20 protein-coding genes and 1 other RNA gene are annotated in these 23,264 nt (G+C 63.9%); 7 read left to right on the top strand and 14 right to left on the bottom strand.

Annotation, left to right across the window (positions count from 1 at the left end; genetic code table 11):
* From mraY to ACR65N_RS10745, 11 genes are all read right to left on the bottom strand, one after another.
* Complete coding sequence (gene mraY, locus ACR65N_RS10795; RefSeq protein ID WP_430303997.1) at positions 1-1,101, bottom strand: phospho-N-acetylmuramoyl-pentapeptide-transferase; 1,101 nt, start codon at positions 1,099-1,101, stop codon at positions 1-3.
* A 22-nt stretch (positions 1,102-1,123) separates the two neighbouring features.
* Positions 1,124-2,560: a UDP-N-acetylmuramoylalanyl-D-glutamyl-2,6-diaminopimelate--D-alanyl-D-alanine ligase gene (locus ACR65N_RS10790; protein ID WP_440457004.1), complete on the bottom strand. Its 1,437-nt coding sequence runs from the start codon at positions 2,558-2,560 to the stop codon at positions 1,124-1,126.
* On the bottom strand, positions 2,557-4,017 hold the full coding sequence (locus ACR65N_RS10785) for a UDP-N-acetylmuramoyl-L-alanyl-D-glutamate--2,6-diaminopimelate ligase (RefSeq protein WP_440457003.1): 1,461 nt from the start codon (positions 4,015-4,017) through the stop codon (positions 2,557-2,559). Before ACR65N_RS10785 ends, ACR65N_RS10790 begins: the two co-directional genes overlap by 4 nt.
* Before the next feature lie 67 nt (positions 4,018-4,084).
* Entirely contained in the window at positions 4,085-5,830 is a 1,746-nt protein-coding gene (locus tag ACR65N_RS10780) for a peptidoglycan D,D-transpeptidase FtsI family protein (RefSeq protein ID WP_440457002.1), read from the bottom strand.
* Complete coding sequence (gene ftsL, locus ACR65N_RS10775; protein WP_430304001.1) at positions 5,830-6,300, bottom strand: cell division protein FtsL; 471 nt, start codon at positions 6,298-6,300, stop codon at positions 5,830-5,832. The genes ACR65N_RS10780 and ftsL overlap by 1 nt, the downstream gene beginning before the upstream one ends.
* Positions 6,301-6,302: 2 nt before the next feature.
* Positions 6,303-7,328, bottom strand: coding sequence for a 16S rRNA (cytosine(1402)-N(4))-methyltransferase RsmH (rsmH, locus tag ACR65N_RS10770; RefSeq protein WP_440457001.1), 1,026 nt, complete (start codon positions 7,326-7,328; stop codon positions 6,303-6,305).
* A gap of 14 nt (positions 7,329-7,342) precedes the next feature.
* Entirely contained in the window at positions 7,343-7,783 is a 441-nt protein-coding gene (gene mraZ / locus ACR65N_RS10765) for a division/cell wall cluster transcriptional repressor MraZ (protein ID WP_440457000.1), read from the bottom strand.
* A 505-nt stretch (positions 7,784-8,288) separates the two neighbouring features.
* Positions 8,289-8,720, bottom strand: an RNA gene (gene rnpB / locus ACR65N_RS10760) — RNase P RNA component class A.
* 54 nt (positions 8,721-8,774) lie between these two features.
* Entirely contained in the window at positions 8,775-9,962 is a 1,188-nt protein-coding gene (locus tag ACR65N_RS10755) for an NAD(P)/FAD-dependent oxidoreductase (protein WP_440456999.1), read from the bottom strand.
* A gap of 79 nt (positions 9,963-10,041) precedes the next feature.
* Positions 10,042-10,812 carry an N-acetylmuramoyl-L-alanine amidase gene (locus tag ACR65N_RS10750; RefSeq protein WP_440456998.1) on the bottom strand — a complete coding sequence of 257 codons (771 nt, stop codon included), beginning with the start codon at positions 10,810-10,812 and terminating at the stop codon, positions 10,042-10,044.
* Entirely contained in the window at positions 10,809-11,549 is a 741-nt protein-coding gene (locus tag ACR65N_RS10745; RefSeq protein ID WP_440456997.1) for a TerB family tellurite resistance protein, read from the bottom strand. Before ACR65N_RS10745 ends, ACR65N_RS10750 begins: the two co-directional genes overlap by 4 nt.
* 320 nt (positions 11,550-11,869) lie before the next feature.
* On the opposite strand from ACR65N_RS10745, the gene ACR65N_RS10740 reads away from it, so the two are divergent.
* The 3 genes from ACR65N_RS10740 to ACR65N_RS10730 all read left to right on the top strand — a co-directional run bounded on the left by ACR65N_RS10740 (position 11,870) and on the right by ACR65N_RS10730 (position 14,935).
* Entirely contained in the window at positions 11,870-13,081 is a 1,212-nt protein-coding gene (locus ACR65N_RS10740; protein WP_440456996.1) for a pyrophosphate--fructose-6-phosphate 1-phosphotransferase, read from the top strand.
* Positions 13,082-13,144: 63 nt separating this feature from the next.
* Positions 13,145-13,774, top strand: coding sequence for a hypothetical protein (locus tag ACR65N_RS10735; RefSeq protein WP_440456995.1), 630 nt, complete (start codon positions 13,145-13,147; stop codon positions 13,772-13,774).
* Between the two features lie 228 nt (positions 13,775-14,002).
* On the top strand, positions 14,003-14,935 hold the full coding sequence (locus ACR65N_RS10730) for a transglycosylase SLT domain-containing protein (protein WP_430304009.1): 933 nt from the start codon (positions 14,003-14,005) through the stop codon (positions 14,933-14,935).
* A gap of 11 nt (positions 14,936-14,946) precedes the next feature.
* Here ACR65N_RS10730 and ACR65N_RS10725 read toward each other — a convergent pair whose 3' ends face one another.
* Complete coding sequence (locus ACR65N_RS10725; RefSeq protein ID WP_440456994.1) at positions 14,947-16,302, bottom strand: serine hydrolase domain-containing protein; 1,356 nt, start codon at positions 16,300-16,302, stop codon at positions 14,947-14,949.
* Between the two features lie 150 nt (positions 16,303-16,452).
* On the opposite strand from ACR65N_RS10725, the gene ACR65N_RS10720 reads away from it, so the two are divergent.
* The 4 genes from ACR65N_RS10720 (at position 16,453) to ACR65N_RS10705 (ending at position 20,639) form a co-directional block, all read left to right on the top strand.
* Positions 16,453-17,700, top strand: a complete 1,248-nt coding sequence (locus ACR65N_RS10720) for a BtaA family protein (protein WP_440456993.1) — start codon at positions 16,453-16,455, stop codon at positions 17,698-17,700.
* On the top strand, positions 17,697-18,368 hold the full coding sequence (locus tag ACR65N_RS10715) for a class I SAM-dependent methyltransferase (protein ID WP_440456992.1): 672 nt from the start codon (positions 17,697-17,699) through the stop codon (positions 18,366-18,368). The genes ACR65N_RS10720 and ACR65N_RS10715 overlap by 4 nt, the downstream gene beginning before the upstream one ends.
* Before the next feature lie 159 nt (positions 18,369-18,527).
* Positions 18,528-19,310, top strand: coding sequence for a glycoside hydrolase family 25 protein (locus ACR65N_RS10710; protein WP_440456991.1), 783 nt, complete (start codon positions 18,528-18,530; stop codon positions 19,308-19,310).
* A gap of 117 nt (positions 19,311-19,427) precedes the next feature.
* Positions 19,428-20,639: a lytic murein transglycosylase gene (locus ACR65N_RS10705; protein ID WP_440456990.1), complete on the top strand. Its 1,212-nt coding sequence runs from the start codon at positions 19,428-19,430 to the stop codon at positions 20,637-20,639.
* A 562-nt stretch (positions 20,640-21,201) separates the two neighbouring features.
* Here the strand turns inward: ACR65N_RS10705 and metF are convergent.
* Complete coding sequence (metF, locus tag ACR65N_RS10700; RefSeq protein WP_440456989.1) at positions 21,202-22,101, bottom strand: methylenetetrahydrofolate reductase [NAD(P)H]; 900 nt, start codon at positions 22,099-22,101, stop codon at positions 21,202-21,204.
* A complete protein-coding gene (locus tag ACR65N_RS10695; RefSeq protein WP_440456988.1) occupies positions 22,098-23,114 on the bottom strand; it encodes an ArsR/SmtB family transcription factor in 1,017 nt (338 codons plus the stop codon). Before ACR65N_RS10695 ends, metF begins: the two co-directional genes overlap by 4 nt.
* Positions 23,115-23,264: the final 150 nt, after the last annotated feature.

Here is a 23,264-nt window from a genome sequence, read left to right as displayed (position 1 = left end):
CTACCGCAGCTTCAGTGTCGACAGGCCGAGCATGGCCAGACCCACGGCGATGATCCAGAAGCGGATGACCACCTGGCTTTCGGTCCAGCCGAGCTTTTCGAAATGGTGATGGATCGGCGCCATCAGGAACACCCGGCGTCCAGTCAGCTTGAAGAAGCCGACCTGGATGATCACCGACATGGTTTCCATGACGAACAGGCCACCGACGATCGCCATGACGATCTCGTGCTTGGTGGCGACTGCCACGGAGCCGATGAGGCCGCCCAGCGCCAGCGATCCGGTATCGCCCATGAAGATGGCGGCCGGCGGAGCGTTGAACCACAGGAACCCAAGTCCGGCGCCGATCACCGCGCCGAGGATGACAGCCAGTTCACCGGTGCCGGGCACGAAGTTGATCTGCAGGTAATTGGCGAAGACCGCGTTGCCGGCGAGGTAGGCAATGATGCCGAACGAGGCGGCGGCAATCATCACCGGCACGATGGCGAGCCCGTCGAGGCCATCCGTCAGGTTGACGGCATTGCCTGCGGCGACGATGACGAAACCGCCGAACAGGATGAAGAACACGCCCATGTTGAGGAGCAGGTCCTTGAAGAACGGGAACGAGATCGAAGTGCCGAGCGTCGAGCCGGCCGGCGAATTGGCGACCGAGACCCGCATCATGAAGTAGACGGCGATGCCGGCAATGATGAACTCGATGCCGAGGCGCGCCTTGCCTGAAAAACCCTTGTCGGTCTGCTTGGTGACCTTCAGATAGTCGTCGTAGAAGCCGATGGCGCCGAAACCCAGCGTTACGAGCAGGGTCGCCACCACATAAACGTTCGAGAGGTCAGCCCAAAGCAGCGAGCCGCCGACGATACCCGCAAGGATCATCAGCCCGCCCATGGTCGGCGTCCCGGCCTTCTTGAAATGCGTCTGCGGTCCGTCGGCGCGGATCGGCTGCCCTTTGCCCTGGCGGATGCGCAGCGATGCGATAATCTGCGGACCGAAGAGGAAGACGATCAATGCGGAGGTGAACAGCGACGCCCCTGTCCGGAACGTGATGTACCGGAAGAGGTTGAAGACTTGGAAGGTGCCCGCGAGCTCCACTAGCCAGATCAGCATGCTGGGTCTTTCTTAAAGCCGGTCAAAGTTGGGGCTCCCTGTCGGGCAATGCCGGATAGTTGTCAATAAGCGCGGCGACGATCTTGCCGAAGCCGAGGCCGAGGGAGGATTTGACCATCAGCACATCGCCCGGAATGACGCTGCGCACGACGTGGTCGACCAGTTCCGCCGTAGCAGGTCGATATTCCACCTGCACGCTGTCCGGCAGTGCATCGCGCAGCGCCGCCATTTCCGCACCCGCAAGCCAGACATGCTCGATGCCGGCCGCCAGCAGAGGACCGGCGAGCTCCTCGTGCACGCGGCCTGAGAACTCGCCCATCTCCAGCATGTCGCCGAGCACGGCGATGCGGCGGCCGGTCAGTTCCGGTTCGCTCGCCGCCAACAGCGCGATTGCCGCCCGCATCGAAGCGGGATTGGCATTGTAGCTTTCGTCGATCAGCGTCAGATGTCCCTCGCCGATCCCGAGTCGATGCCGCTCGCCGCGGCCCTTGACCGGCCGGATGTCGGCAAGTGCGGCGCGCGCAGCTTCGAGATTAGCGCCGAACAGCGCCACCACGCCGAGGCAGGCGATGGCATTTTCGGCGATATGCCGGCCCGGCGCGCCGATCTGAACTTCCACAGTCTCGGAGCCGAGGACAGCCCAGATGGTCGAGCCATCGGCCGTTCCCTCGAAGTCGGCGAGCTGGAAGTCTGCCTTGGCGTGCTGGCCAAACGTGAGCACCGTCTCGACACCGGCTTCCTGGGCCATACGCTCGAGATAGCCGTACTGCTTGATGTCGCGGTTGAGCAGAGCCACGCCGCCCGGCTCGAGGCCCTCAAAGATTTCCGCCTTGGCGGCGGCAATCTCGTCGAGGTTCTTGAAATGGCCGAGATGGGCAGCGGCAATGGTGGTGATGACCGCCACATGCGGGCGAACCATCTTGACCAGCGGCCGGATCTCGTCGGCATGGTTCATGCCGATCTCGAACACGCCGTACGCGGTATCGGCGGGCATGCGGGCGAGCGTCAGCGGCACGCCCCAGTGGTTGTTGAACGACGCGACTGCCGCATGCACCTTGCCGGATGGTGAAAGAACCGAGCGAAGGATCTCCTTGGTCGTCGTCTTGCCGACCGAACCGGTGACGGCGACGATCTGCGCGTGGCTGCGGGCGCGGGCGGCAACCGCCAGCTTGCCGAGCGCCACCAGCACGTCCTCGACGACGATCATCGGCACCGTCAGGCGGCCGAGCGCCGGAAGCTTCGCCTCGCTGACGACCATGAGCGCCGCACCATTGGCAACAGCGGTGGTGGCGAAATCATGCCCGTCCACCCGATCGCCCTTGATGGCGAAGAAGGCTTCGCCGGGGGAAATCGAACGGCTGTCGATCGAGATGCCCGTGATGCCCTCGGGAAGCGTCTGTCCGGACGGCCGACCATCCATGACGGCGACCATTTCGGCCGTAGTCCACAACCAACTCATCGTGACGCCTCCTCCAATGCCTTGCGAAGCTCGACATGATCGGAGAACGGCAGCACGGTCGCCCCGATTGTCTGTCCCTCCTCGTGCCCCTTGCCGGCGACGATCAGCGTATCGCCGGCGTTGAGCATGGAAACCGCCGCGCGGATGGCCGCGGCGCGATCGCCGATTTCGATCGCCTGCGGTGCTGCCTCCAGGATCTCCGCACGGATGGTCGCCGGCGTCTCGGAGCGCGGATTGTCGTCGGTGACGATCACCACGTCCGCGAGCCTCGCGGCGATCTCGCCCATGATCGGGCGCTTGCCCTTGTCGCGGTCGCCACCGCAGCCGAACACGACGACGACCTTGCCGGTGGTGAAGGGACGGACCGACCCCAGAACGTTTTCCAAAGCTTCCGGCTTGTGCGCGTAGTCGACATAGGCGAGCGCCCCCTGCTTCGTCTGCCCGACGAGCTCGAGCCGGCCGGACGCACCGACCAGTCTTTCGAGCCCCGCCATCGCGGTCTTTGCGTCAACACCGGTGGACATCGCAAGTCCGGCAGCGACCAGCGCATTGCTAATCTGGAAATCTCCGGCCAGCGGGATGTCGACTTCGAAGATCTGGTTTTCGGCATGCACCTCGATCATCTGCTTGTGGCGGAAGTGCTCGACGCGCTTGAGGCTGAGATAGGTGCCGGAACGACCCACTGTGCGCACGTCCTGACCGGCGGCCTGTGCCGCCTCGACCGCCTGCCGCGACCAAGGATCGTCGGAGAAGATCACTGCCGGGGAGCCCTTCGGCAGCAGCACGTCGAACAGCCGCATCTTGGCCGCCATGTAATCTTCGACCGTCGGATGGTAATCCATATGGTCGCGACCGAGATTGGTGAAGCCCGCCGCAGACAGACGCACGCCATCCAGCCGCCGCTGGTCGAGACCATGGCTGGAGGCCTCCATCGCCGCATGCGTCACGCCTTCGCCCGCAAGTTCGGCCAGCAGCGCATGCAGCGCCACCGGGTCCGGCGTCGTCAGCGAGCCGTATTCGTTGCGGGTGGGCGAAATCACGCCGGTGGTGCCGATCTGCGCTGCGGCAAGCCCCGCATGGGCCCAGATCTGTCGGGTGAATGAAGCGACGGACGTCTTGCCGGCGGTGCCGGTGACGGCCACCATGGTCTGCGGCTGGTCGCCGTAAAGGCGTGCGGCGGCAAGCGCCAATAATCTCCGCGGATCGGCAACAGCGACGACGGGGACGGCAAGCGAAACCGGCTGGTTGGCCACCACCGCGGCAGCCCCGCGCCGAACGGCTTCTTCGGCGTATACGGAACCATCGGCCTTGTTGCCGGCGATCGCGACGAACAGCATGCCGGGCTCGATCCTGCGGCTGTCCGCGGAAATGCCGGTGATCTCGATGTCACCGGCAGATCCCGCCAGTGCGCTTTCGATCTCCGGGAAGTCGCTCCCGAAGAGATGTCTCAGTTTCATTGGTACCCTCTCTCGCGTTGCGGCCCCTGTCCGAAGGCCGCGAATCGTCGGGTCCATTCATTATGACCTAATAGGACACAAGCATGGCGGAGCCGTTCTGTCCAAACCGCGGTTTTACACCGAGAATGGCAGCGGAACGGCTGATGATGTCGTGCACCATCGGCGCGGCGCTGTTGCCGGCGAGCACGGCCCGATCCGTCTCGCTGCGCGGATCGTCGATGAAGGTCAGCACCACGTATCGCGGCTTGTAGATCGGGAAGGCCGCCAGGAAGGCGTTGAAGTTGTGGTCGTGGTTGTAGCGGCCGTTGATGACCTTGTCGGCGGTGCCCGTCTTGCCGCCGACGTCGAAGCCGTCGACCTGGGCGTTCTTGCCCGAGCCGTTGACGCCGTTCCACTCGAACAGCCAGCGCATGTTGTCGCTGGTCGTCGGCTTGATCACGGTTTCCGCCGTTGCGTCCGCCTGGGCTTCCGTACGCGGCAGGAATGTCGGCTCGATCAGCCGCCCGCCATTGACGAGCGCCGCACCGGCCACCGCCGTCTGCAGCGGCGTTGTCGACACGCCGTGGCCGAAGGAGATCGTGATCGAGTTGATCTTCTTCCACTCGCGCGGCTGGCTGGGCATGGCGACTTCCGGCAGTTCGGTGCGCATCCGGCTCAACAGGCCCAGCCGCTGCAGGAACGCCTTGTGACCGTCGATGCCGACGACGTCGGCCATTTTCGCCGTGCCGATGTTTGACGAGTACTGGAAGACTTCCGGAACCGTGAGGAAGCGACCCTTGCCGTGGAAATCCTTGATGGTGAACCCGCCGATACGGATCGGATAGCGGGCGTCGAAGCTGTCGTTGATGTTGACCTTGCCGCTGTCGAGCGCCATCGCCAGCGTGAACGACTTGAAGGTCGAACCCATTTCAAAGGTGCCGTTCGACATCCGGTTGAGCCAGCCCTCTTCGCCGCCGACTGTTGGATCGTTCGGATCGAAATCGGGCGCCGAGGCCATGGCCAGCACTTCGCCGGTATTGGCATCGAGAACGACGCCGCCGGCGCCCTTCGCCTTGAACTTTGCGATGTTGGACATCAGCACTTCGCGCAGGATCGCCTGGACGCGCACGTCGATCGACAGCTTGACCGGCTCCAGCGGCTGGTTGCTCGTCATGCCGAGTGCGGCCAGTTCGGCGAGCCCCTGGCTGTCGATGTAGCGTTCCATGCCGGCGACGCCGCGGTTGTCGATATTGACGTAGCCGACGATATGAGCGGCGGTCGGACCGCCGGGATAGAAACGGCGCTTCTCCGGGCGGAAACCGATCCCCGGGATGCCGAGAGCCAGAATTTCACTCTGCTGCTTCGGCGTCAGCTGGCGACGCAGCCACTGGAAGCGGGATTTGGACGACAGCTTGTTGTAGATCTGCTTGGCGTCGAGATCGGGCAGCACGAGGCGCAGCTTCTCGATCACCTCGTCGGCATCGACGATCTTGTGCGGCTCGGCAAACAGCGACACTGTCCGAATGTCGGTCGCCAGAACCTCGCCGTTGCGGTCGAGGATGTCCGGACGCGAGGCCATCAGCCGGTCGGCCGGCATGATGCTGGATGTCGTTTCCGGCTCGCGCATGCCGTAATAGGCGAGCCGCCCGCCGATGACGCAGTAGAAGCAGACGAAGCCGAACATGATCAGGCCGACGCGATTGCGCGCCTGGCCGGCCTTGCGCTTGCGAACGCCCTCGAAATTGACGGCGCCGCCCGCTGCACGAGCGCCCTTGGCGCCGGAGGAGAAATGCGCCCTGCTCTTCAGAACCATGACACGCGAGAGAAAAGCCATCAGCGTCTTACCGATCCGGTTGAGATTACATCGACGTTGGACGTGCCACGCGCCAGCGGAACCGGTATCCGGCTGGCAGGCTGGGCAGCCTTGGCTGCGTTGACGCCGCGAATGGCCGCCGCCACTTCCGGGTCGGTGCCGGCGATCAGGTCCTCGATCGTCGTTTCCGGCTGCGGCAGCTGCGCCTTCGACATCGGCAGCTCCCTGGGCATCGCCAGCTGGGTCGGCGCTGTCGGCACGAGTTCAAGCTCGGACGCATAGACGCTCATCAGCCGGTGCAACCGGTTCGGCTGGTTCAGCAGCGCCCAGTCGGCCTTCAAGAGGTCGATGGTGTCACGCTCCAGGCGGATTTCCGTCTCCAGGCGGCGAACCTCATCGAGCTTCAGCTCGGCGCTGTGCTTGATGCTGTAGGTGACGACGGCCATCGTCGTCATCACACCGATCAGCACGAGATCGAAGCTACGCAACATAATCAGGCTCCCATCTTTTCCAGGCTGGCAAGGTCAGGCAGGTCGAAGATCGAAAAATCCGCGGCCGAAGCCGGTGCGGCTGTCCGGAAGGCAGCCCGCAATTTCGCCGAACGGGATCGCGGATTGATGTCGGCTTCTTCCTTGGAGGCTGACATCATGCCCTTGCCCACAGGTTCGAAGACCGCTGCCTTTTCCTCTACCATCGGAAGATGGCGCGAGCCTGACGCCTTGCCCGAACGGTCGGCGAGGAAGCGCTTGACGAGCCGGTCCTCGAGCGAATGGAAGCTGACGACGACAAGCCGACCACCGGGCTTCAGAGCTCGCTCGGCGGCAAACAGCGCCTGGGCCAGCTCGCCCAACTCGTCGTTGACGAAGATGCGCAGTGCCTGGAACACCCGGGTCGCCGGATGGATCTTGTCCTTTGCCTTGCGCGGATTGACGCTTTCGATGAGGTTGGCGAGATCCCGGGTCGTGGCAAACAGCTCGCCGGCACGCCGCTTCTCGATTGCGCGGGCGATGCGGCCGGCCTGCTTTTCCTCGCCGAGAAAGCCGAAGATGCGGGCGAGATCACCGGGCTTGGCGCGATTGACGACGTCTGCCGCCGAAACGCCGGCTGCCGACATGCGCATGTCGAGCGGCCCGTTGCGCTGGAACGAAAAGCCGCGCTCCGCCTCGTCGATCTGCATAGAGGATACGCCGACGTCGAGGACGACACCGTCGAGACCGCCTTCCGGCGCATGCTCTGCAAGATTGGAAAATTGCGAAGGGACAAGGCGAAGCCGCCCGGGGTTTTCGGCGACCAGCGCCTGACCGGCGGCAATCGCCGTCGGATCGCGGTCGAGGGCGATCACTTCGGCGCCGCGTGAAAGAATGGCGCGGGTGTAGCCACCCGCGCCGAATGTACCATCCAGGATGATTTTACCGGGTGCGGGAGCAAGCGCCGCAAGCACTTCCTCCAGCATGACCGGAATGTGGCGAGCCGGTCCGCCATCGGCCTCGGAAATTCCGTCGCCAAGATTCGCCGCCATTCCGCTCCCCTGTCTTAACCGGGCCGCACCCCCAACCGGGCACGCCCCTCTCTTGCCGCCGACTGCGCCTCGTGGAACGCCGCCGGCTGCCAAAGCTGAAAATGATCCGACCTCCCGACGAAGGAGACCTCCGTCGTGATGCCGGTGAAGTCGCGGATGAAATCCGTGACCGTCAGGCGACCCTCCGCATCGAGCCGCATGAACACACCACCGCCATGCACCAGAAGCGACATGGCATTGGCCTCCGGCGAGAACGGATCGGCGGAGGCGATCTGCCGCTCGTATCGATCGAGCAGATCCGGACCACCGACGCTGATCGCCGGAAACACAAGATCCTGGAGACAGTACAGCTCCTGGATATCCCGCTGCGCAAGAACCGCACGGAACGGCGCCGGAACGGAAACCCGCCCCTTCGCATCGATCCTGTTCGTCGCATTGGACAGGAAGCGGTTCATGACGCCAAACATCCGCTCCGTTACGCACCGGAGCACGCACGCGCCCCGCATGACACGAGTCAGCAGACACAACCCGGCCGTTCAGGCGGAATGGTTTCCGCCCGCGTCTCCCCGAAGGAAGCGACCCGAACCTGTCCGATGAAAAGGCACTGAATTGCCCGCTCGCAGTGTGGTTTTGGGATAACATGGGACCATATGGGCGTCAATGGGAGGCCGCCCCACGCACAGGCGACCGCGTCAAATATTTATGACCTGTTAAGTTTAACAAAGGGTTAGCAAGCCGACGCTCGACGCGAGCCATCAAACGCCGCAGCGCAGCGTCAAAGTCGGCCCTAAGTCGTTGCGCGGCCGGGAACATTAGGGAAATTCTCGGCATGGCTAGCACGCGCAACTACAACCAGTACGGGAAGCCGCGACACTTCGACAACAGGAGAACGCGCCGGTCACTGCCGAAATGTTGGGGGAAAACGAAACCCTCTCCAGGTTGCGCAGCAAGAGAGGTAAAATCGCCAGTTGGCCTGTAAGCCGGGTTCTGTATGGCACCGGTGCGAGCACCGGAACGTGGCAGCCATTCATCTGGGACGGCACTCGCGCGCCGCCTCTCGCAACCCACCCGAACGACTGGCCCAGAAACAGGCTGTGGCACCGCAAGCGGCACCCGCGTCGTCCCTATTCGGTCTTGCTCCCGGTGGGGTTTACCGTGCCGGTCCTGTTGCCAGTCCCGCGGTGGGCTCTTACCCCACCCTTTCACCCTTACCCCGCCAGCTCTTCCCCTCATCGTCAGGAGAACAGCAGGCGGGGCGGTTTACTTTCTGTGGCACTTTCCCTGGGGTCGCCCCCGCCGGACGTTATCCGGCACCGTGTTTCCGTGGAGCCCGGACTTTCCTCACCCTACCGCCTTTCGGCATTGGTAAAGCGCGGCTGCCCGGCCAACTGGCAGGGGCTCCTTAGACGGTTTGGAAAGTGAAAGCCATAGGAAATCCAACGCGGATCACCCGAAGGACGCGTCAAACGGCACGCCATAAGTATCGTCGGTCACACGCCCATGCAGAAGCAGGTCGGCGCCCAGTCGGCCGATCTCGTCGGAACTCTTTGCCGCCGCGCCGCAGCCGCCGGTCAGCACAGCGATATGCGGCGACTGCGTGTAGGCAATCGCCGGATAGCCGCTCGGCGTCTTGGAAACAACGCACGCAGCCGTCGAGATTTTCGTCCGGTCCACCGCCGGGACCAGCGTCTCGACGATGTCTGCGTGATGATTGCGCACGCTGTCGCGACCGCCCGTCCGGAACCAGGCGCGCATGGCGGCATCGTCCCTCACCAGAAGATCGTCGGGATCGCCACCAATCTTCAAATGGGTACGGCCGTCCGGGTAGCGGACCGGCGGCAGCATGTAGATGTGGCGCGACGGATCGCGCGGCTCGTAGATCAGCGACGGCATGCCCGCGAACCGCGGAAGGTCGGCATCGGCGATCTCGAAGAAGGTCACCGTGCGCGCATAAACGGACATTCTGAGCGGCTGCGGCAGCAGTCCCTCGGCGGTCGAGAAGCCGCCCGCCGCAACCAGCACCTTCTCGGCCGTGTATCGACGATCCTCGGCGGTCAGAACGATAGCGAGGCCACCCTCCTCCCGCACGCTGACCACGGTCTCGGAGATTAGCTTTGCGCCTTGCCGCTCCGCCAGCAGCGACTGCGCGGCAACCAGCGCCCGCGGATTGATGTAGCCCGCCTGACGTGCCTCGAACACAGCCTCACAATGCGTCTCAAACCCGAAGCCGGGAAAGGCATCGGACAGTTGCGCATCGTCCAGCAACTGCGTTTCGACGCCAAGCTCGGCAGCGGCTGAGCAGATCCCGCCGATATAAGAGTGGCCGGTGGCCCGCTCCGGGCCGACCATCAGGCAGCCGACCTCATGATAGAAACGAATGCCGCTCTCTCGTTCGATCTCGGCATAGCGGGCGATCGATCGATTGGCGAGGCGCGCCCAGACCGCATCGGGATCGATGGTGCGGGTGATCCGCGCCTCGTCGTAATGGCTTGCAAAGACGCCGGAATGCCTCTTCGCATCCTGCGGTTCGTCCGGCCCGATCAGCGCAACGCCTTCGACCGCGGCCGAAAGATGCCGCGCCGCAGCCGACCCCATCATTCCCCGGCCGACGACGATGTATCTGAAGTCCGCCATTTGATCGGCATCCCTTCAAGGTGCTGGATTATCAACCGCCTAACCGAGGCGGCGGAATCAGAGTGCGAAGCCTTGGGCTCTAATGCGTGCCCTGGTACCGTGGCAGTTCAGCCAGCAGCCGGTGCAGCGTCTCGATCGTCGACATGTCGGCGATACCGTCGACGCGCTCAGGCCGGAAATGCCGCTGGAACGCCTCGACCACGCCTTCCGTCCGCTCGCAGAATTCGCCGGTGATCGCGATCCCGTAACCGTAAAGCGCCAGCATGCCCTGCAGCGCCTCGATCGGCTGCCCGCTTTCGCCGCGCTGGAAGTAACGGCCGCCGCGCACCGGGCTCGGCTCGACCCAGTGACCGACGCCTGCAGCTGCCAGCCGTGCCCATGGAAACTTCTCGCCCGGATCCACCTTGCGGCGCGGCGCCACGTCGGAATGCGCCAGCACGCGCTCGGTCGGGATCGACCAGCGCGCCATGCAGTCGCGACAGAGGGTGATTACCGACTCGATCTGCTCGGGTGAATAGTCGGGAAGTCCGCCGGGATGGCCCGCATTGGCGATCTCGATGCCGATCGACCGGGAATTGATATCGCTCTCGCCGCCCCACAGGCTCTTGCCGGCATGCCATGCGCGTCGCGCTTCCGGCACCAGTTGAACGATGCGGCCGTCAGGCCAGACGAAATAGTGGCTGGAGACCTGGCTTTCGATGTTCTTCAGCCAGGACAGCGCCTGCCCGTGATCGCTCATGCCGGTATAATGCAGGATGATCATGTCGGGTGCGGTTCCGCCGACGCGTTCGCCATGGTTCGGAGACGGCTCGACGCGCGCTCCGGAAAAATCGGGCACCAGTGCAGTCATGCCGCCTTGCGTTCCTTGGCGATCGCTGCGTAGGCCGCATTCAGCGCCGCCATGCGCTCGTTGGCCGCGGCATGCAGGGCGGCCGGCACGCCGCGGGCAATCAGCTTGTCCGGATGATGCTCGGCAACCAGCCGGCGGTACCGCTTGCGGATCTCGGTGAAATCATCCTTCGGAGAGACGCCGAGCACCTGATAGGGATCGACGCCTTCTATGTGCACATGACGCGCCATGATCCGCCGGAAGTGCATCTCGTCGATGCGGAAGATCTCGGAGATGCGCGACAGGAAGGCGAGTTCCTTCTCGTGCACCATGCCGTCGGCCTTGGCGATATGGAAAAGGCCGTCGACGACGCTTTCCAGCATCTCGCAGTTCTGCTCGCCAGACCCGCACAGCTTCGACAGCTTTTCCGCATAGGCTTCGTAGCCGGCAACGTCCTGGCGGGCGAGGTTGTAGAGCCGCGCCACGTTGCGCGCTTCCTCTTCCGGAAAATCGAAGATCTGCCGGAAGGCCTGGACTTCGGATTCGACCACGGCGCCATCGGCCTTGGCCATCTTTGCCGACAGGGCGATGATGGCAACCGAGAACGAAACCTGGCGACGGGTCTCCGGATCGCCTTCGAACAGCGTCCGTATAGCCTCGACAAGCCGCGAGAGGGCGTTGTTGGCGGCGTCGCCGACACTGCCCAGCAGCCGCTCCCACAACGAATTCAACTGAAGGCAGGCGAAATCTAAGAACATGCTGCACCACATCAAATTCCGGCACCCTTGGCAAGCTGCCGGCGACTTCCCCCCGATTAACTTTTTGTCATCCTGGACCGGCACGGGGCCGTCGGTAGCGCCGCGATCGGCGCCCGGAGCGGCTTTAGGCAACCTCCTGTGAAGCGCTCGTAGGCCGCCGTGGCCGGTCACATGTTTTGAACCGATTGAATTGCGGACTGTTCCAAAAACCAGGCGAAATGACGGAAATTCTTGAGAAATTCACTTTACAGCCGCGGCCTCGTGACGCATCCATTTGACCAGTCTTAGACGCATAGGCGCGACGGCGCGAAGGAGGTTCGATGGCGAAACAGAAAGTGGCGATGCTGACTGCGGGCGGACTTGCGCCGTGTCTTTCCTCCGCGGTCGGCGGTCTCATCCAGCGCTATACCGATGTCGCGCCGGAGCTCGAACTGGTCGCCTACCGGTCAGGATACCAGGGATTGCTGCTCGGCGATCGAATCGAAATCGACCCGACGATGCGCGAGCGCGCCCACCTTCTCCATCGCTACGGCGGCTCTCCGATCGGCAACAGCCGCGTCAAGCTGACCAATGCCGCCGACTGCGTCAAGCGCGGCCTGGTGAAGGAAGGCGAGAACCCGTTGCAGGTGGCGGCTGACCGGCTTGCCGCCGACGGGATCACCATTCTCCACACGATCGGCGGCGACGACACCAACACCACGGCGGCGGACCTTGCCTCCTATCTTGCCGCCAACGGCTACGACCTGACGGTGGTCGGCCTGCCGAAGACGGTCGACAACGACGTCGTGCCGATCCGCCAGTCGCTCGGCGCCTGGACCGCGGCCGAAGTCGGCGCGCATTTCTTCGACCATGTGAGCAACGAGCAGAGTGCTGCGCCGCGCACGCTGGTCATCCACGAGGTCATGGGCCGGCATTGCGGCTGGCTGACCGCCGCCACCGCCCGCGCCTACATCCAGGAGACCCGGTCGAACGAGTATGTCGAGGGGCTGATGATGAACAGCCAGATGAAGAACATCGACGGGCTCTACCTGCCCGAGATCGCCTTCGATCTCGAGGCGGAAGCCGAACGGCTCCGTGGGATCATGGACACGTGCGGCTACGTGACCCTGTTCGTCTCGGAAGGCGCCGGCCTCGACACCATCGTTGCCGAGCGCGAGGCATCCGGTGAAGCCGTCAAGCGCGACGCCTTCGGCCACGTCAAGATCGACACGATCAATGTTGGCGGCTGGTTCCAGCAGCACTTTGCAACTCTGCTCGGAGCGGAGCGTTCGATGGTGCAGAAGTCCGGCTATTACGCCCGCTCCGCCCCCGCCAACAGCGATGACCTGCGCCTCATCCAGGGCATGGTCGATCTGGCCGTCGAAAGCGCCCTCAACGGAGTTTCCGGCGTGACCGGGCATGACGAGGGACAGAATGGGAAATTGCGCACCATCGAATTCCCGCGTATCAAGGGTGGAAAGCATTTCGATCTGTCGGCGCCGTGGTTCGCAGAGGTAATGGACGTCATCGGCCAGTCCTACAGGCCGGCCTGATCAGATCGCGTTGGGCACAGGAATGACCGGGAAGACGACGTCTTGCCGGTGCGGGAGGAGAAGATGAGCATTCACACCATGCTGATGGTTGCAGCCACGGCCCTGCTCGTCTTCCTGCTGCCGTCGCCATGCGGCCGCCTGCTGCGCGACCATGTCCATGCCCGTGGCCGCGCGAGATCGCTTCTCCTCTTGCCGGCCATCTGGATCGGCTATGTCGCCGCCGCCTTCTGTGCCGGTGCCGCATATCTCGCCCTGCGATCCACCATGCCGGCGATGATCGAGACCTTCACCTGGCTTGGGCTCGTCGTTCTGATGATCTTCGTCATGCGCTCGCAGCAGCGACGTTTCGTCAACCGGATGGCCGACAACGACAATCTCCGGCAGTCGGGCACCATCCGGACACTCGGGCAGATCGTCGTCGAGGCCGGCCGGCCCGGACTGGTGCTGGCGCTCCTGGCGATCTTCCTGCAGACCGCCGAATCAAGCGTTTCTCCCCTACAGTTCCTCAGCGCAGCCGGCATCGCCCTCCTCCCGGCCGTGCTCGTTGCTCCCCTCCTCCAGCTGCTGATCGCCGAAAGCGTCGCCCGGCAAATGCTGCGCGTCCGTCGTCGCAATCAAGCTTCGCGCAAGCCTCGAACGCGATTTATAGCAAGCCGTGCGGTGACTGCCGGATATCGCCGGATTGCCGCATGACACGCAACGTCTTGCTGCGGATGCGGTCATGCGTTAATGAACCTTAATGGACAGTCGGATACCGGCGGGCGTGGGGCATTCATCTTCATGAGAGTGAGACCGATGGCGATTACCCGATTTCTCGGTTGCAACGCAGTTGTAGCCGTTGCGATTTGTGGAGCAGTTTCAGGTTGCTCGAGCGTTCAGTCGGCATCGAAGACAGACGGCGCAACGCCGGCCGACGTGGCGGTGACGGATCCGTCCGCCGCCAAGGTTGCCGGTGAAGCGCAGGTTGCGTCCGCTACTGCTCCGAAGACGGGTCGACTGTCGACCACCGAAATCGCTGCAGCGACCGGCCCGGTCGCAGTGCCGGCAGGCATGACGACGGCGGTTCTCGAAAAAGGCACCCGCGTTCACGTTCTTGCACTGCCGACCGGCACCGCGGCTCTTCAGGCGCAGAACCAGTCGGTCATGGCATCGCTGCAGACGAGCGACGCACCGGTCGCGACGCCGGCACTGGCCGTTGCGCCGACATCGGTTTCCAAGACAGGCGCGCTGCAGGCGATCGACATGGCAACGGCGCAGACCGTCACCCGTCCGACGACCGCTGCCCAGTCGCTTTCGGCACCGACGCTTGCATCTGCCCCGAAGGCTCTGCCGGAAGATGTCACCACGCCGTTTGCAGCCATCCCGACGCCGCGTCCGCGGATCGCAGCATCCACACCTTCGTCGATGGTCGCCTATGCAGGTCCGAGCCAGCCGGTCTCGGTCATGTCGACCGACTTCTTCCCACCGGCACCCGGCGGCCCGATCGCCCGCAAGGCGGACACCAGCAGCCCTGAGCTCAACAAGCTGATCAAGCGTTATGCCGGGCTCTACGGTGTGCCGGAATCGCTGGTCCACCGCGTCGTCCACCGCGAGAGCCGCTACGACCCGAAGGCCTACAACAAGCGCGGCTTCTTCGGCCTCATGCAGATCAAGTATTCGACCGCCAAGTCGATGGGCTATGACGGACCGGCCTCGGGCCTCCTGGATGCCGAGACCAACCTGCGCTACGCCATCAAGTATCTGCGCGGCGCCTGGCTGGTTGCCGACAACGACAGCGACGGCGCCGTCAAGAACTATGCGCGCGGCTACTACTACGACGCCAAGAAGAAAAACATGCTGCACGTGCTGAAGTAGGCGGCGAGGCCCTAATCAGGCACCGCTTTCAACAACTCCGCGATCAGCGCTGCCGGTCGATACCGCGCCCACCAGGGCGACAGGCCGAGCCGCACGACGACCATCCTTTCAGATCGCATGACCGTCACCGACTGGCCGTCATGGCCTTCCAGCGAAAACGTGTCGGCCGGCAGAAGATGCCTCTCGTTCAGCCGTGGCAGCCACGTCTGCATCTTCGAATAGATGCCTCCCGAAGCCACTGTTCCCTCACCCATCTGCGACACGAAGCCTTCCGGCAGCAGCCGCTGTCCCTGCCAGACGCCGTCCTGCGCCAGAAACAGGCCGAAACGCGCCCAGTCGCGGGCCGTCGCGTACATGTAGGAACTGCCGACGAACGTCCCGGCGGCATCGGGTTCCATCACCGCGCTGCGCATGCCGAGCGGCCCGAACAGCGCTTCCCGCGGATAGCCGAGGGCCCTGGCCGGATCCTGCAGACAATCCATCCACAGCCTGGACAGCAGCACTGCAGTGCCGGAGGAATAGCCGAACCGTTCTCCCGGCTTCTCCGCCAGAGGTAGTGCGACGACGAATTTCGCCATGTCCGGTTCCAGGTAGAGCATCCGCGTGACGTCGGCGACCGAGCCGTACTCCTCGTTGAAGGCAAGCCCGCTCTCCATGGCGAGCAGGTGCCGAAGCTCTATCTCCCGTCGGGCATCCTGCCGCCACTGCGGCAGCAACCCGCTGTCCTCCAGCGTCATGCGTCCGTCGCGGATCATCCTGCCGATCAGCGATGCATTCACCGTCTTGGTCATCGACCAGCCGAGCAGCGGCGTGTCCCGGTCAAACCCTTCGCCATAGACCTCGCCGACGATCCGCCCGTCCTTCACCACCACCGCGGCCCGCATGCCCGACCCGGTCAGGTCCGGGCGGGCAAGCACAGCGGCAACCGGATCGATCGACGTGACCGCCTCGCCGTCCGGCCATGCACGCGATGCAGTCTCCGGGCTCGCAGGCGGTGGCGGGGGCGCAGAGATTGCAGCGGTGCGGCTTCCGGCGGGCTGGACGCTGCAGCCGAGGCCCGGCCGGTAGACGGCCTCGCTCGGTGCAATGCCGCCGATCAAGGCGGTGCGCACCCGCAAAGCTTCCCGGTCGACGCTGACGCGCATCAGCCGCAGCAGCGGATGGCCGGGCGCCTGCACGTCATCCGCCAGCACCTCCGCCTCAGGGCGGTGGGCAATGAAGACGTTGGAGCAGACGATCTTGGCTGCATAGCCGCTGCCGACCCTGAGCAGTTCCGGCGGCACCGCGTAGAGCCAGACAATGCCGGCGCCGATGACGACCACCAGCATCAGCAGAAAGATCCTCATGAGGCCTTTGACGAGGCGCATGCGGTTCCTCCGGTTGGCGCCGCATGCAATCAGCATTCGCCGTCGAAGGAAAGCCCGTCGGCTGGTCTCTCCCGGTGCGCCTGCGTCATCAAACTGTAGCAGCGCGGAACTACAGGCTTGAAGAATTCCAAGCCAGACGGGGGATTCGACATGGCGGAAATGGCATCGGAAGCGCGCTTTCGGAAAAACGGAAAGCTGAAGACCGCCCTCCTGCAACACAAGGCTCTGTCGAAGAACGGCGTGTCGGAACGCCTGTTCGGCCTCCTGTTTTCGGGCCTCGTCTATCCGCAGATCTGGGAGGATCCGGATGTCGACATGGAAGGCATGCAGCTCGCCGAAGGCCACAGCATCGTCACCATCGGCTCTGGCGGCTGCAACATGCTGGCCTATCTCTCCCGCGCCCCGCGCTCGATCGATGTGGTCGACCTCAACCCCCACCACATCGCCCTCAACCGGCTGAAGCTTGCCGCCTTCGAGGCGCTCCCGGCGCATGGCGACGTGGTTCGGCTGCTGTCGGCAACCGGCGCCACGAGCAACAGCCAGGCCTTCGACCGGTTCATCGCCGCCAGGCTCGACACCACCACCCGCGCCTACTGGCAGGGCCGCACACTCTCCGGCCGCCGCAGGGTCGGCGTCCTCGATCGCAACATCTACCGCACCGGGCTGCTTGGCCGCTTCATTGCTGCCGGCCATCTTCTGGCACGGCTGCACGGCGTCGATCTGACGACGATGGCGCAGGCGCGATCGCTGCGCGAGCAGCGGCAGTTCTTCGACGACCAGATCGCGCCGCTCTTCGACAAGCCGCTGATCCGCTGGCTGACCAGTGCCAAGAGCTCGCTCTTCGGCCTCGGCATCCCGCCGCGGCAGTATGACGAGCTCGCGAGCCTCGCAGCTGATGGCTCGATCGCCCCTGTGCTGCGCCAGCGGCTGGAAAAGCTCGCCTGCCACTTTCCCCTGCGCGACAACTACTTCGCCTGGCAGGCTTTCGTCCGTCGCTACCCGCAGCCGCATGAAGGAACGCTTCCGACCTATCTGCGGCCCGAGCACTACGCCGCCATCCGCGCCAATGCCGGCCGGGTAAAAGTCCACCACGCCACCTTCACCGAGCTTCTCGCCGCAAAGCAGGCGGGCGCCGTCGATCGCTACGTTCTCCTCGATGCCCAGGACTGGATGAACGACACCCAGCTCAACGAGCTGTGGACGGAGATCACCCGCACGGCAGCACCGGGCGCCCGCGTGATCTTCCGCACTGCTGCGGAAAGAAGCGTCATCGCCGGGCGCCTCTCGCCGGCGCTCGATGCGGAATGGCGCTACCTCGAAGAACCGTCACTGCGCCTCAACCGGCAGGACCGTTCGGCGATCTACGGCGGCTTCCACATCTATGAGCGGGCGCAATGAGCGCCCCGCACGGTCTCGATCCGATGCGCGAGGACGACCACGCGCTGCGCATGGACCGGATGTATCGCTACCAGCGCCACGTTTACGACCTGACGCGCAAATACTATCTGCTGGGCCGCGACCATGCGATCCGCGAGCTGCACGTCCCGGCGCACGGCACGCTGCTGGAAATCGGCTGCGGCACCGGCCGCAACCTTCTCCTCGCGCATCGCCAGTATCCGACGGCGCGCCTCCACGGTCTCGATATCTCCGCCGAGATGCTGGCTTCCGCTGACGCCAATTTCCGCGGCAAGCCCGTGCAGCCGGTCCTGGAAGTTGCCGACGCGACGCGGTTCTCGACGATGGAATTTGGCGTGGACGGCTTCGACCGCGTGCTGATCTCCTACGCACTGTCGATGATCCCGGACTGGCAGGCAGCGCTTGATGCGGCCCTCCTCGCGCTCCGTCCCGGCGGATCTCTGCACATCGTCGACTTCGGTCAGCAGGAGAACCTGCCGGCATGGTTCCGCGCCGGCCTCCGCTCATGGCTGACCCGCTTTCATGTGACACCGCGCGCGGATCTGGTCACGGCGCTCGAACAGCGGCTGGAGAACCGCGGTGCGGATATGACATTCACCTCGATCGGGCGAGGCTACGCGTGGCACGCGGTCGTCCGGCGCACGGCTTGAACCCGCCGACATCAATGCCTCTGCCGAGAGGCGACGGCACCCGCCCAATGTTTCCGCTTGATCAAACGGTTTGTTTACGGCGTTATCGCTAGCAAGGCATTCAGCCTGCGCGTCGTGCTCTTCGACACGCGGCACCTCAGCGCTTCATACGGGACGTCCATGCTTCGGCCACTGATCGCCATCCTCGCCTGCGCCGTCCTTGCCAGCGGCTGCACCTCGGCAAGTTACGACCTGATGGACACGAATTCCCTTCGACCGTCGAAGTTCAAGGACAATGATCCGCAGAGCTTCGGCACCAAGGGACCGGACCGTCACCAGGTGCACGGCATCGACGTCTCCAAGTGGAGCGGCCGCATCGACTGGCCGAAGGTCAGGCAGTCCGGTGTTTCCTTCGTCTTCATCAAGGCGACCGAGGGCAAGGACAGGATCGATCCGGCCTTCGAGACGAACTGGCGCAGTGCTGCAGCTGCCGGCCTGCCGCTGGCGCCCTATCATTTCTACTATTTCTGCTCCACCGCCGACGAGCAGGCCGACTGGTTCATCGCCAATGTGCCGAAGCAGGCGGTGCAGCTGCCGCCGGTTCTCGACGTCGAATGGAACCCTGCCTCGCCGACCTGTCGCACGCGCCCGGATCCGGAGGCCGTCCGCGTCTCCATGAGCCGTTTCATGGACCGGCTGGAGGCGCACTACGGCAAGCGGCCGATCATCTACACCTCGGTGGACTTCCACCGCGACAATCTCGTCGGCCAGTTCAAACAGCATCATTTCTGGGTCCGGTCGGTCGCCGCGCATCCCGAGAAGATCTATGCGGATCGTCGCTGGGCCTTCTGGCAGTACACCTCGACCGGCCTCGTGCCGGGCATCGAGGGCGAGACCGACATCAACGTTTTCGCCGGCACGGACAAGAACTGGCGCCAATGGGTGGCTTCCGCGCAGAACTAGGGCTACCTGTCTCCAACGATCCTGACGGGCTGCGGAAATCGCTTGCAGCCTGCTCCCGCCCATCTTCGGTCACAAAGCTTTCCGAGATGAAGAAACCATTTGTCTGAGGATTATCGCATGTTGCGCGCCAAAGCTTCTTCCTTCCTGCTTGCCTGTTCACTCACCGGCCTTCTTGCAAGTACGGCCTTCGCCCAGACCACCGAGGCGCCGAAGCCTGCCTGCGGCGGCGAACTCTCAAGCTTCCTCGAAGGCGTGAAGGCGGATGCAGTGGCAGCCGGCGTTCCGGCAGAGGCGGCGGACAAGGCGCTCACCGGCGCACAGATCGACCCGAAAGTGCTATCGCGCGATCGCGCCCAGGGCGTCTTCCGCCAGACCTTCCTCGAATTCTCCCAGCGTACCGTCAGCCAGGGCCGCCTCGACATCGGCCGCCAGAAGATGCAGCAGCTCGCCAGCGTCTTCGGCCGCGCCGAGCAGGAATACGGCGTGGCGCCCGGCGTCATCACCGCATTCTGGGCGATGGAGACCGATTTCGGCGCCGTCCAGGGTGACTTCAACACCCGCAATGCCCTGGTGACGCTGGCACACGACTGCCGTCGTCCCGAACTCTTCCGGCCGCAGCTGATCGCGCTGACGGAAATGGTCCAGCACGGTGATCTGGATCCGGCGACCAATACCGGTGCGTGGGCTGGCGAAATCGGCCAGGTCCAGATGCTGCCGCGCGACATCATCGCCCATGGCGTCGATGGCGACGGCGACGGCCATGTCAACGTCAAGGCGAGCGGCCCCGACGCTATCCTGACTGCTGCATCGTTCATCAAGAGTCTCGGCTTCCAGGCCGGTCAGCCGTGGATCCAGGAAGTCGAACTGCCGGAAAGCCTGCCTTACGAAAAATCCGGCCTCGGCAACGAGATCCCGGCCGGAGAGTGGTTCAAGCTCGGCGTCAAGCCGCGCGACGGCAAGACCGATTTCAGCAACCTGCCGGCGGCGCTCGTGCTGCCGCAGGGCCGCAAGGGTCCGGCCTTCCTCACCTACCCCAACTTCGCCATCTATCTCGAGTGGAACAAGTCGTTCATCTACACGACCTCGGCCGCCTATTTCGCCACACGCCTCTCCGGCGCGCCGCCCTACCTGAAGGGCAACCCGGAGCCAGGTCTTGATGTGGAGACGATGAAGGCGCTGCAGGCCAAGCTCGACGCCAAGAGCCATGACGTCGGTGAGATCGACGGCATCCTCGGATCCGGCACGCGCCGCGCCGTGCAGCGCGAACAGCTGCGCCTCGGAATGCCTGCGGACGGTTGGCCGACACAGGCGCTGCTCGACGCGCTCTGAGAGCTGGAACGGACAGATCGCGGACGCTGGAAGACGGCGTCCGCGATCTGCTTTTTGGGATCAGGGAGCTTTCGATCGAGGGTCGCCATGATCTCCGGGACGGGGTGCTCTCGGCTTCAGATCTGAGTCCGGACGCGCATTCGGGCCGAAAGCATCACGGAATATGACGCTTGTTAACAACCCACACAGAAAAGTTCACGCTTTATAAAGCATCTTTATAAACGGATTTTCTCTGCGATATCAACGTGTTGACGCTCTCAATTAACGGAATAGGCGCAGGCCCTTGCGGCAGTGCAGCACATTATTCGCTTTGCAGGGCGGAAAAAACCGCCCTACATTCAGTCTGTCAACGCAAGGAGGCAGACATGGGTCGAACCTATTCTTTCAATGTCCTTCTCGTCGGTGCAGCGTTCGTATTCGTCGCTTCAATGCTCTTTGTCTGAGCCGAGGCAAGCAATCCGTCTGACGAAAAAGCACCGCCCGTAATTTGACAGGGGTTTTTCAACCGGCTGGGGCGGCCTAAACCGCCCTCACCTCCTAGATTTCGAAACGACGATCTGGCTCAGGCCGCTGCTCCGGCCTGGGCCTTTTCGCATGGGCTGCGGCCCAGCCGCTCGAGCGTGCCGACAACCAGCGGCGCCCGGTTCATCGTGTAGATGTGGAATTCGTGCAGGCCACGGCGCGTCAGATCTTCTATCTGCTCGGCGGCAACATCGGCGGCCACCTTCGCCCGCTCTTCCGGCTTGTCGTCAAAGCCCTCGAATCGGCGATCAAGGAAGGCCGGCACCGTCGAACCACAGCGAGCGGCAAAGCGCTTCAACTGCGACAGGTTCTGGATCGGCATGATGCCGGGAACAACGGGGATGGTGATCCCAGCCTTGCGGACCTTTTCGAGGTAGCGCTCGAACACGTCGTTATCGAAGAAGAACTGGGTCAGAGCCCGGTCGGCACCGGCATCGGCCTTGCGCTTCAGCATCTCGATGTCGCTGTCGACGTCGGCGCTTTCCGGATGTTTTTCCGGATAGGCCGAGACCGAGATCTCGAAGCCACCGATCTCCTTCAGCGCCGCCACCAGTTCGGCAGCGTTTGCATAGCCGTCGGGATGCGGAGCATAGGCGGTGCCGATGCCGCTCGAAGGATCGCCGCGCAACGCCACGATATGACGCACGTCCAGCGCCTTCAGGTCGTCGATCACCTGGTGCGTCTCCTGCCGGTCCGCATCCACGCAGGTCAGGTGCGAGGCCGTCGGCAGGCGCATTTCGCCGATCATCCGCTCGACCGTGGTGAAAGTCGGTGCCTTGGTCGTTCCACCGGCCCCATAGGTCACCGAGACGAATTCCGGCTCAAAGCGGGCAAGTTCAGAAACCGTCTGCCAAAGCTGGTCTTCCATTTCGACGGACTTCGGCGGAAAGAACTCGAAGGACACGCTGAAGGGTGTCTGCGTCGTGCGGTGCGAGGTCATGAGGCGTTTTCCAGTGGCAGAGAAGAGCGCGTGACGGTCGTGGGGGGCGCTGCGGCAACCGGCGAGCGGGCAAGCCAGATGGTGACCGTGAGCGCCGGGGTATCTTTCTGGTCCTGCGGTCGCAGGTCGATGACCTTCTCGACCGACAGGCCGACCTTGCCCAGCCAGTCGCTGACAATCTGGTGGGAAAAGCCAAGCCGCAGATGGGCATGGTCGTCGCGCAGGTAGTCCAGCGAGTGCGGGGCGAGATCGACGATCACCAGCCGTCCGCCCGGACGCAGGACCCGCGCCGCCTCGGCGATCGCGCGCTCCGGCTGTTCCAGGAAGTGCAGGACCTGATGGATCGTCACCAGATCGAAATCACCCGCCTCGGCAGGCAGGTTGAAGATGTCGCCGTGGCGGACGGAGGCTTTGAGGATGCCGGCCCGGTCAAGATTGGCGCGCGCAACCGACAGCATGTCACGGCTTGCATCGATCCCAACGCCGCGACGGTACTGGTTCTGGAACAGCTGGAGGATGGAGCCGGTGCCGGTACCGAGGTCGAGCAGCGAGTCCATCGCCTCTTCGCCGACCAGATCGACGAGCGCCGCTTCCACCTGCGCTTCGCTGACGTGGAGGCGGCGCAGCTCGTCCCATTCGGTGGCGTTGCGGCTGAAATACGCCTGCGCCCTCTCGGAGCGGATGCGTTTCACTTCGGCCAGACGTTCGCCGTCGCGGACAAGCACCGGATCGGTCGGATCCGCCTGCCGCAGCAAGAGGCCGGCCAATTGGGTCGTCTCGCCTTCACGGCTCAGGCGGAAGAATGCCCAGGCGCCTTCCTGATAGCGTTCGATCAGCCCTTCTTCGGAGAGCAGCTTCAGGTGGCGGGAAATGCGTGGCTGTGATTGGCCGAGGATGTCGGTAAGGTCGCTGACGGTGAGGTCGCCGCCCGACAGCAGCATGAGGAGCCGGAAGCGAGTAGGCTCGCCCGCCGTCTTCAACACGTCCACCAGTTTTTCCAGCGCCAGACTCATCAGCAACTTCCAATCAAGACATAAAGATATCTTTATATCGATGGTGCATGTGCTGCAAGTGAAAATTGGCGTGGCTGGTCGGAGAACCCTAGTCCCGATCTTCCCAGATCATCCGGCGTATGTCGCCGAACGCGCTTCGAGCCGCCTGCA

The sequence above is a fragment of the Rhizobium sp. SAFR-030 genome (genome assembly GCF_059415005.1).
Note: the sequence above shows the minus strand (reverse complement) of the source record. Positions and strands in the feature narration are given on the sequence as shown.

Coding starts and splice junctions, on each gene's coding strand:
- metF (WP_440456989.1), bottom strand. CDS start 22,101: ATGACCTCGCACCGCACGACGCAGACACCCTTCAGCGTGTCCTTCGAG.
- ACR65N_RS10790 (WP_440457004.1), bottom strand. CDS start 2,560: ATGAGTTGGTTGTGGACTACGGCCGAAATGGTCGCCGTCATGGATGGT.
- ACR65N_RS10725 (WP_440456994.1), bottom strand. CDS start 16,302: ATGCGCCTCGTCAAAGGCCTCATGAGGATCTTTCTGCTGATGCTGGTG.
- ACR65N_RS10705 (WP_440456990.1), top strand. CDS start 19,428: ATGTTGCGCGCCAAAGCTTCTTCCTTCCTGCTTGCCTGTTCACTCACC.
- ACR65N_RS10710 (WP_440456991.1), top strand. CDS start 18,528: ATGCTTCGGCCACTGATCGCCATCCTCGCCTGCGCCGTCCTTGCCAGC.
- ACR65N_RS10745 (WP_440456997.1), bottom strand. CDS start 11,549: ATGTTCTTAGATTTCGCCTGCCTTCAGTTGAATTCGTTGTGGGAGCGG.
- ACR65N_RS10755 (WP_440456999.1), bottom strand. CDS start 9,962: ATGGCGGACTTCAGATACATCGTCGTCGGCCGGGGAATGATGGGGTCG.
- ACR65N_RS10785 (WP_440457003.1), bottom strand. CDS start 4,017: ATGAAACTGAGACATCTCTTCGGGAGCGACTTCCCGGAGATCGAAAGC.
- mraZ (WP_440457000.1), bottom strand. CDS start 7,783: ATGAACCGCTTCCTGTCCAATGCGACGAACAGGATCGATGCGAAGGGG.
- mraY (WP_430303997.1), bottom strand. CDS start 1,101: ATGCTGATCTGGCTAGTGGAGCTCGCGGGCACCTTCCAAGTCTTCAAC.
- rsmH (WP_440457001.1), bottom strand. CDS start 7,328: ATGGCGGCGAATCTTGGCGACGGAATTTCCGAGGCCGATGGCGGACCG.
- ACR65N_RS10715 (WP_440456992.1), top strand. CDS start 17,697: ATGAGCGCCCCGCACGGTCTCGATCCGATGCGCGAGGACGACCACGCG.
- ACR65N_RS10735 (WP_440456995.1), top strand. CDS start 13,145: ATGAGCATTCACACCATGCTGATGGTTGCAGCCACGGCCCTGCTCGTC.
- ACR65N_RS10750 (WP_440456998.1), bottom strand. CDS start 10,812: ATGACTGCACTGGTGCCCGATTTTTCCGGAGCGCGCGTCGAGCCGTCT.
- ACR65N_RS10695 (WP_440456988.1), bottom strand. CDS start 23,114: ATGAGTCTGGCGCTGGAAAAACTGGTGGACGTGTTGAAGACGGCGGGC.
- ACR65N_RS10740 (WP_440456996.1), top strand. CDS start 11,870: ATGGCGAAACAGAAAGTGGCGATGCTGACTGCGGGCGGACTTGCGCCG.
- ACR65N_RS10780 (WP_440457002.1), bottom strand. CDS start 5,830: ATGGCTTTTCTCTCGCGTGTCATGGTTCTGAAGAGCAGGGCGCATTTC.
- ACR65N_RS10720 (WP_440456993.1), top strand. CDS start 16,453: ATGGCGGAAATGGCATCGGAAGCGCGCTTTCGGAAAAACGGAAAGCTG.
- ftsL (WP_430304001.1), bottom strand. CDS start 6,300: ATGTTGCGTAGCTTCGATCTCGTGCTGATCGGTGTGATGACGACGATG.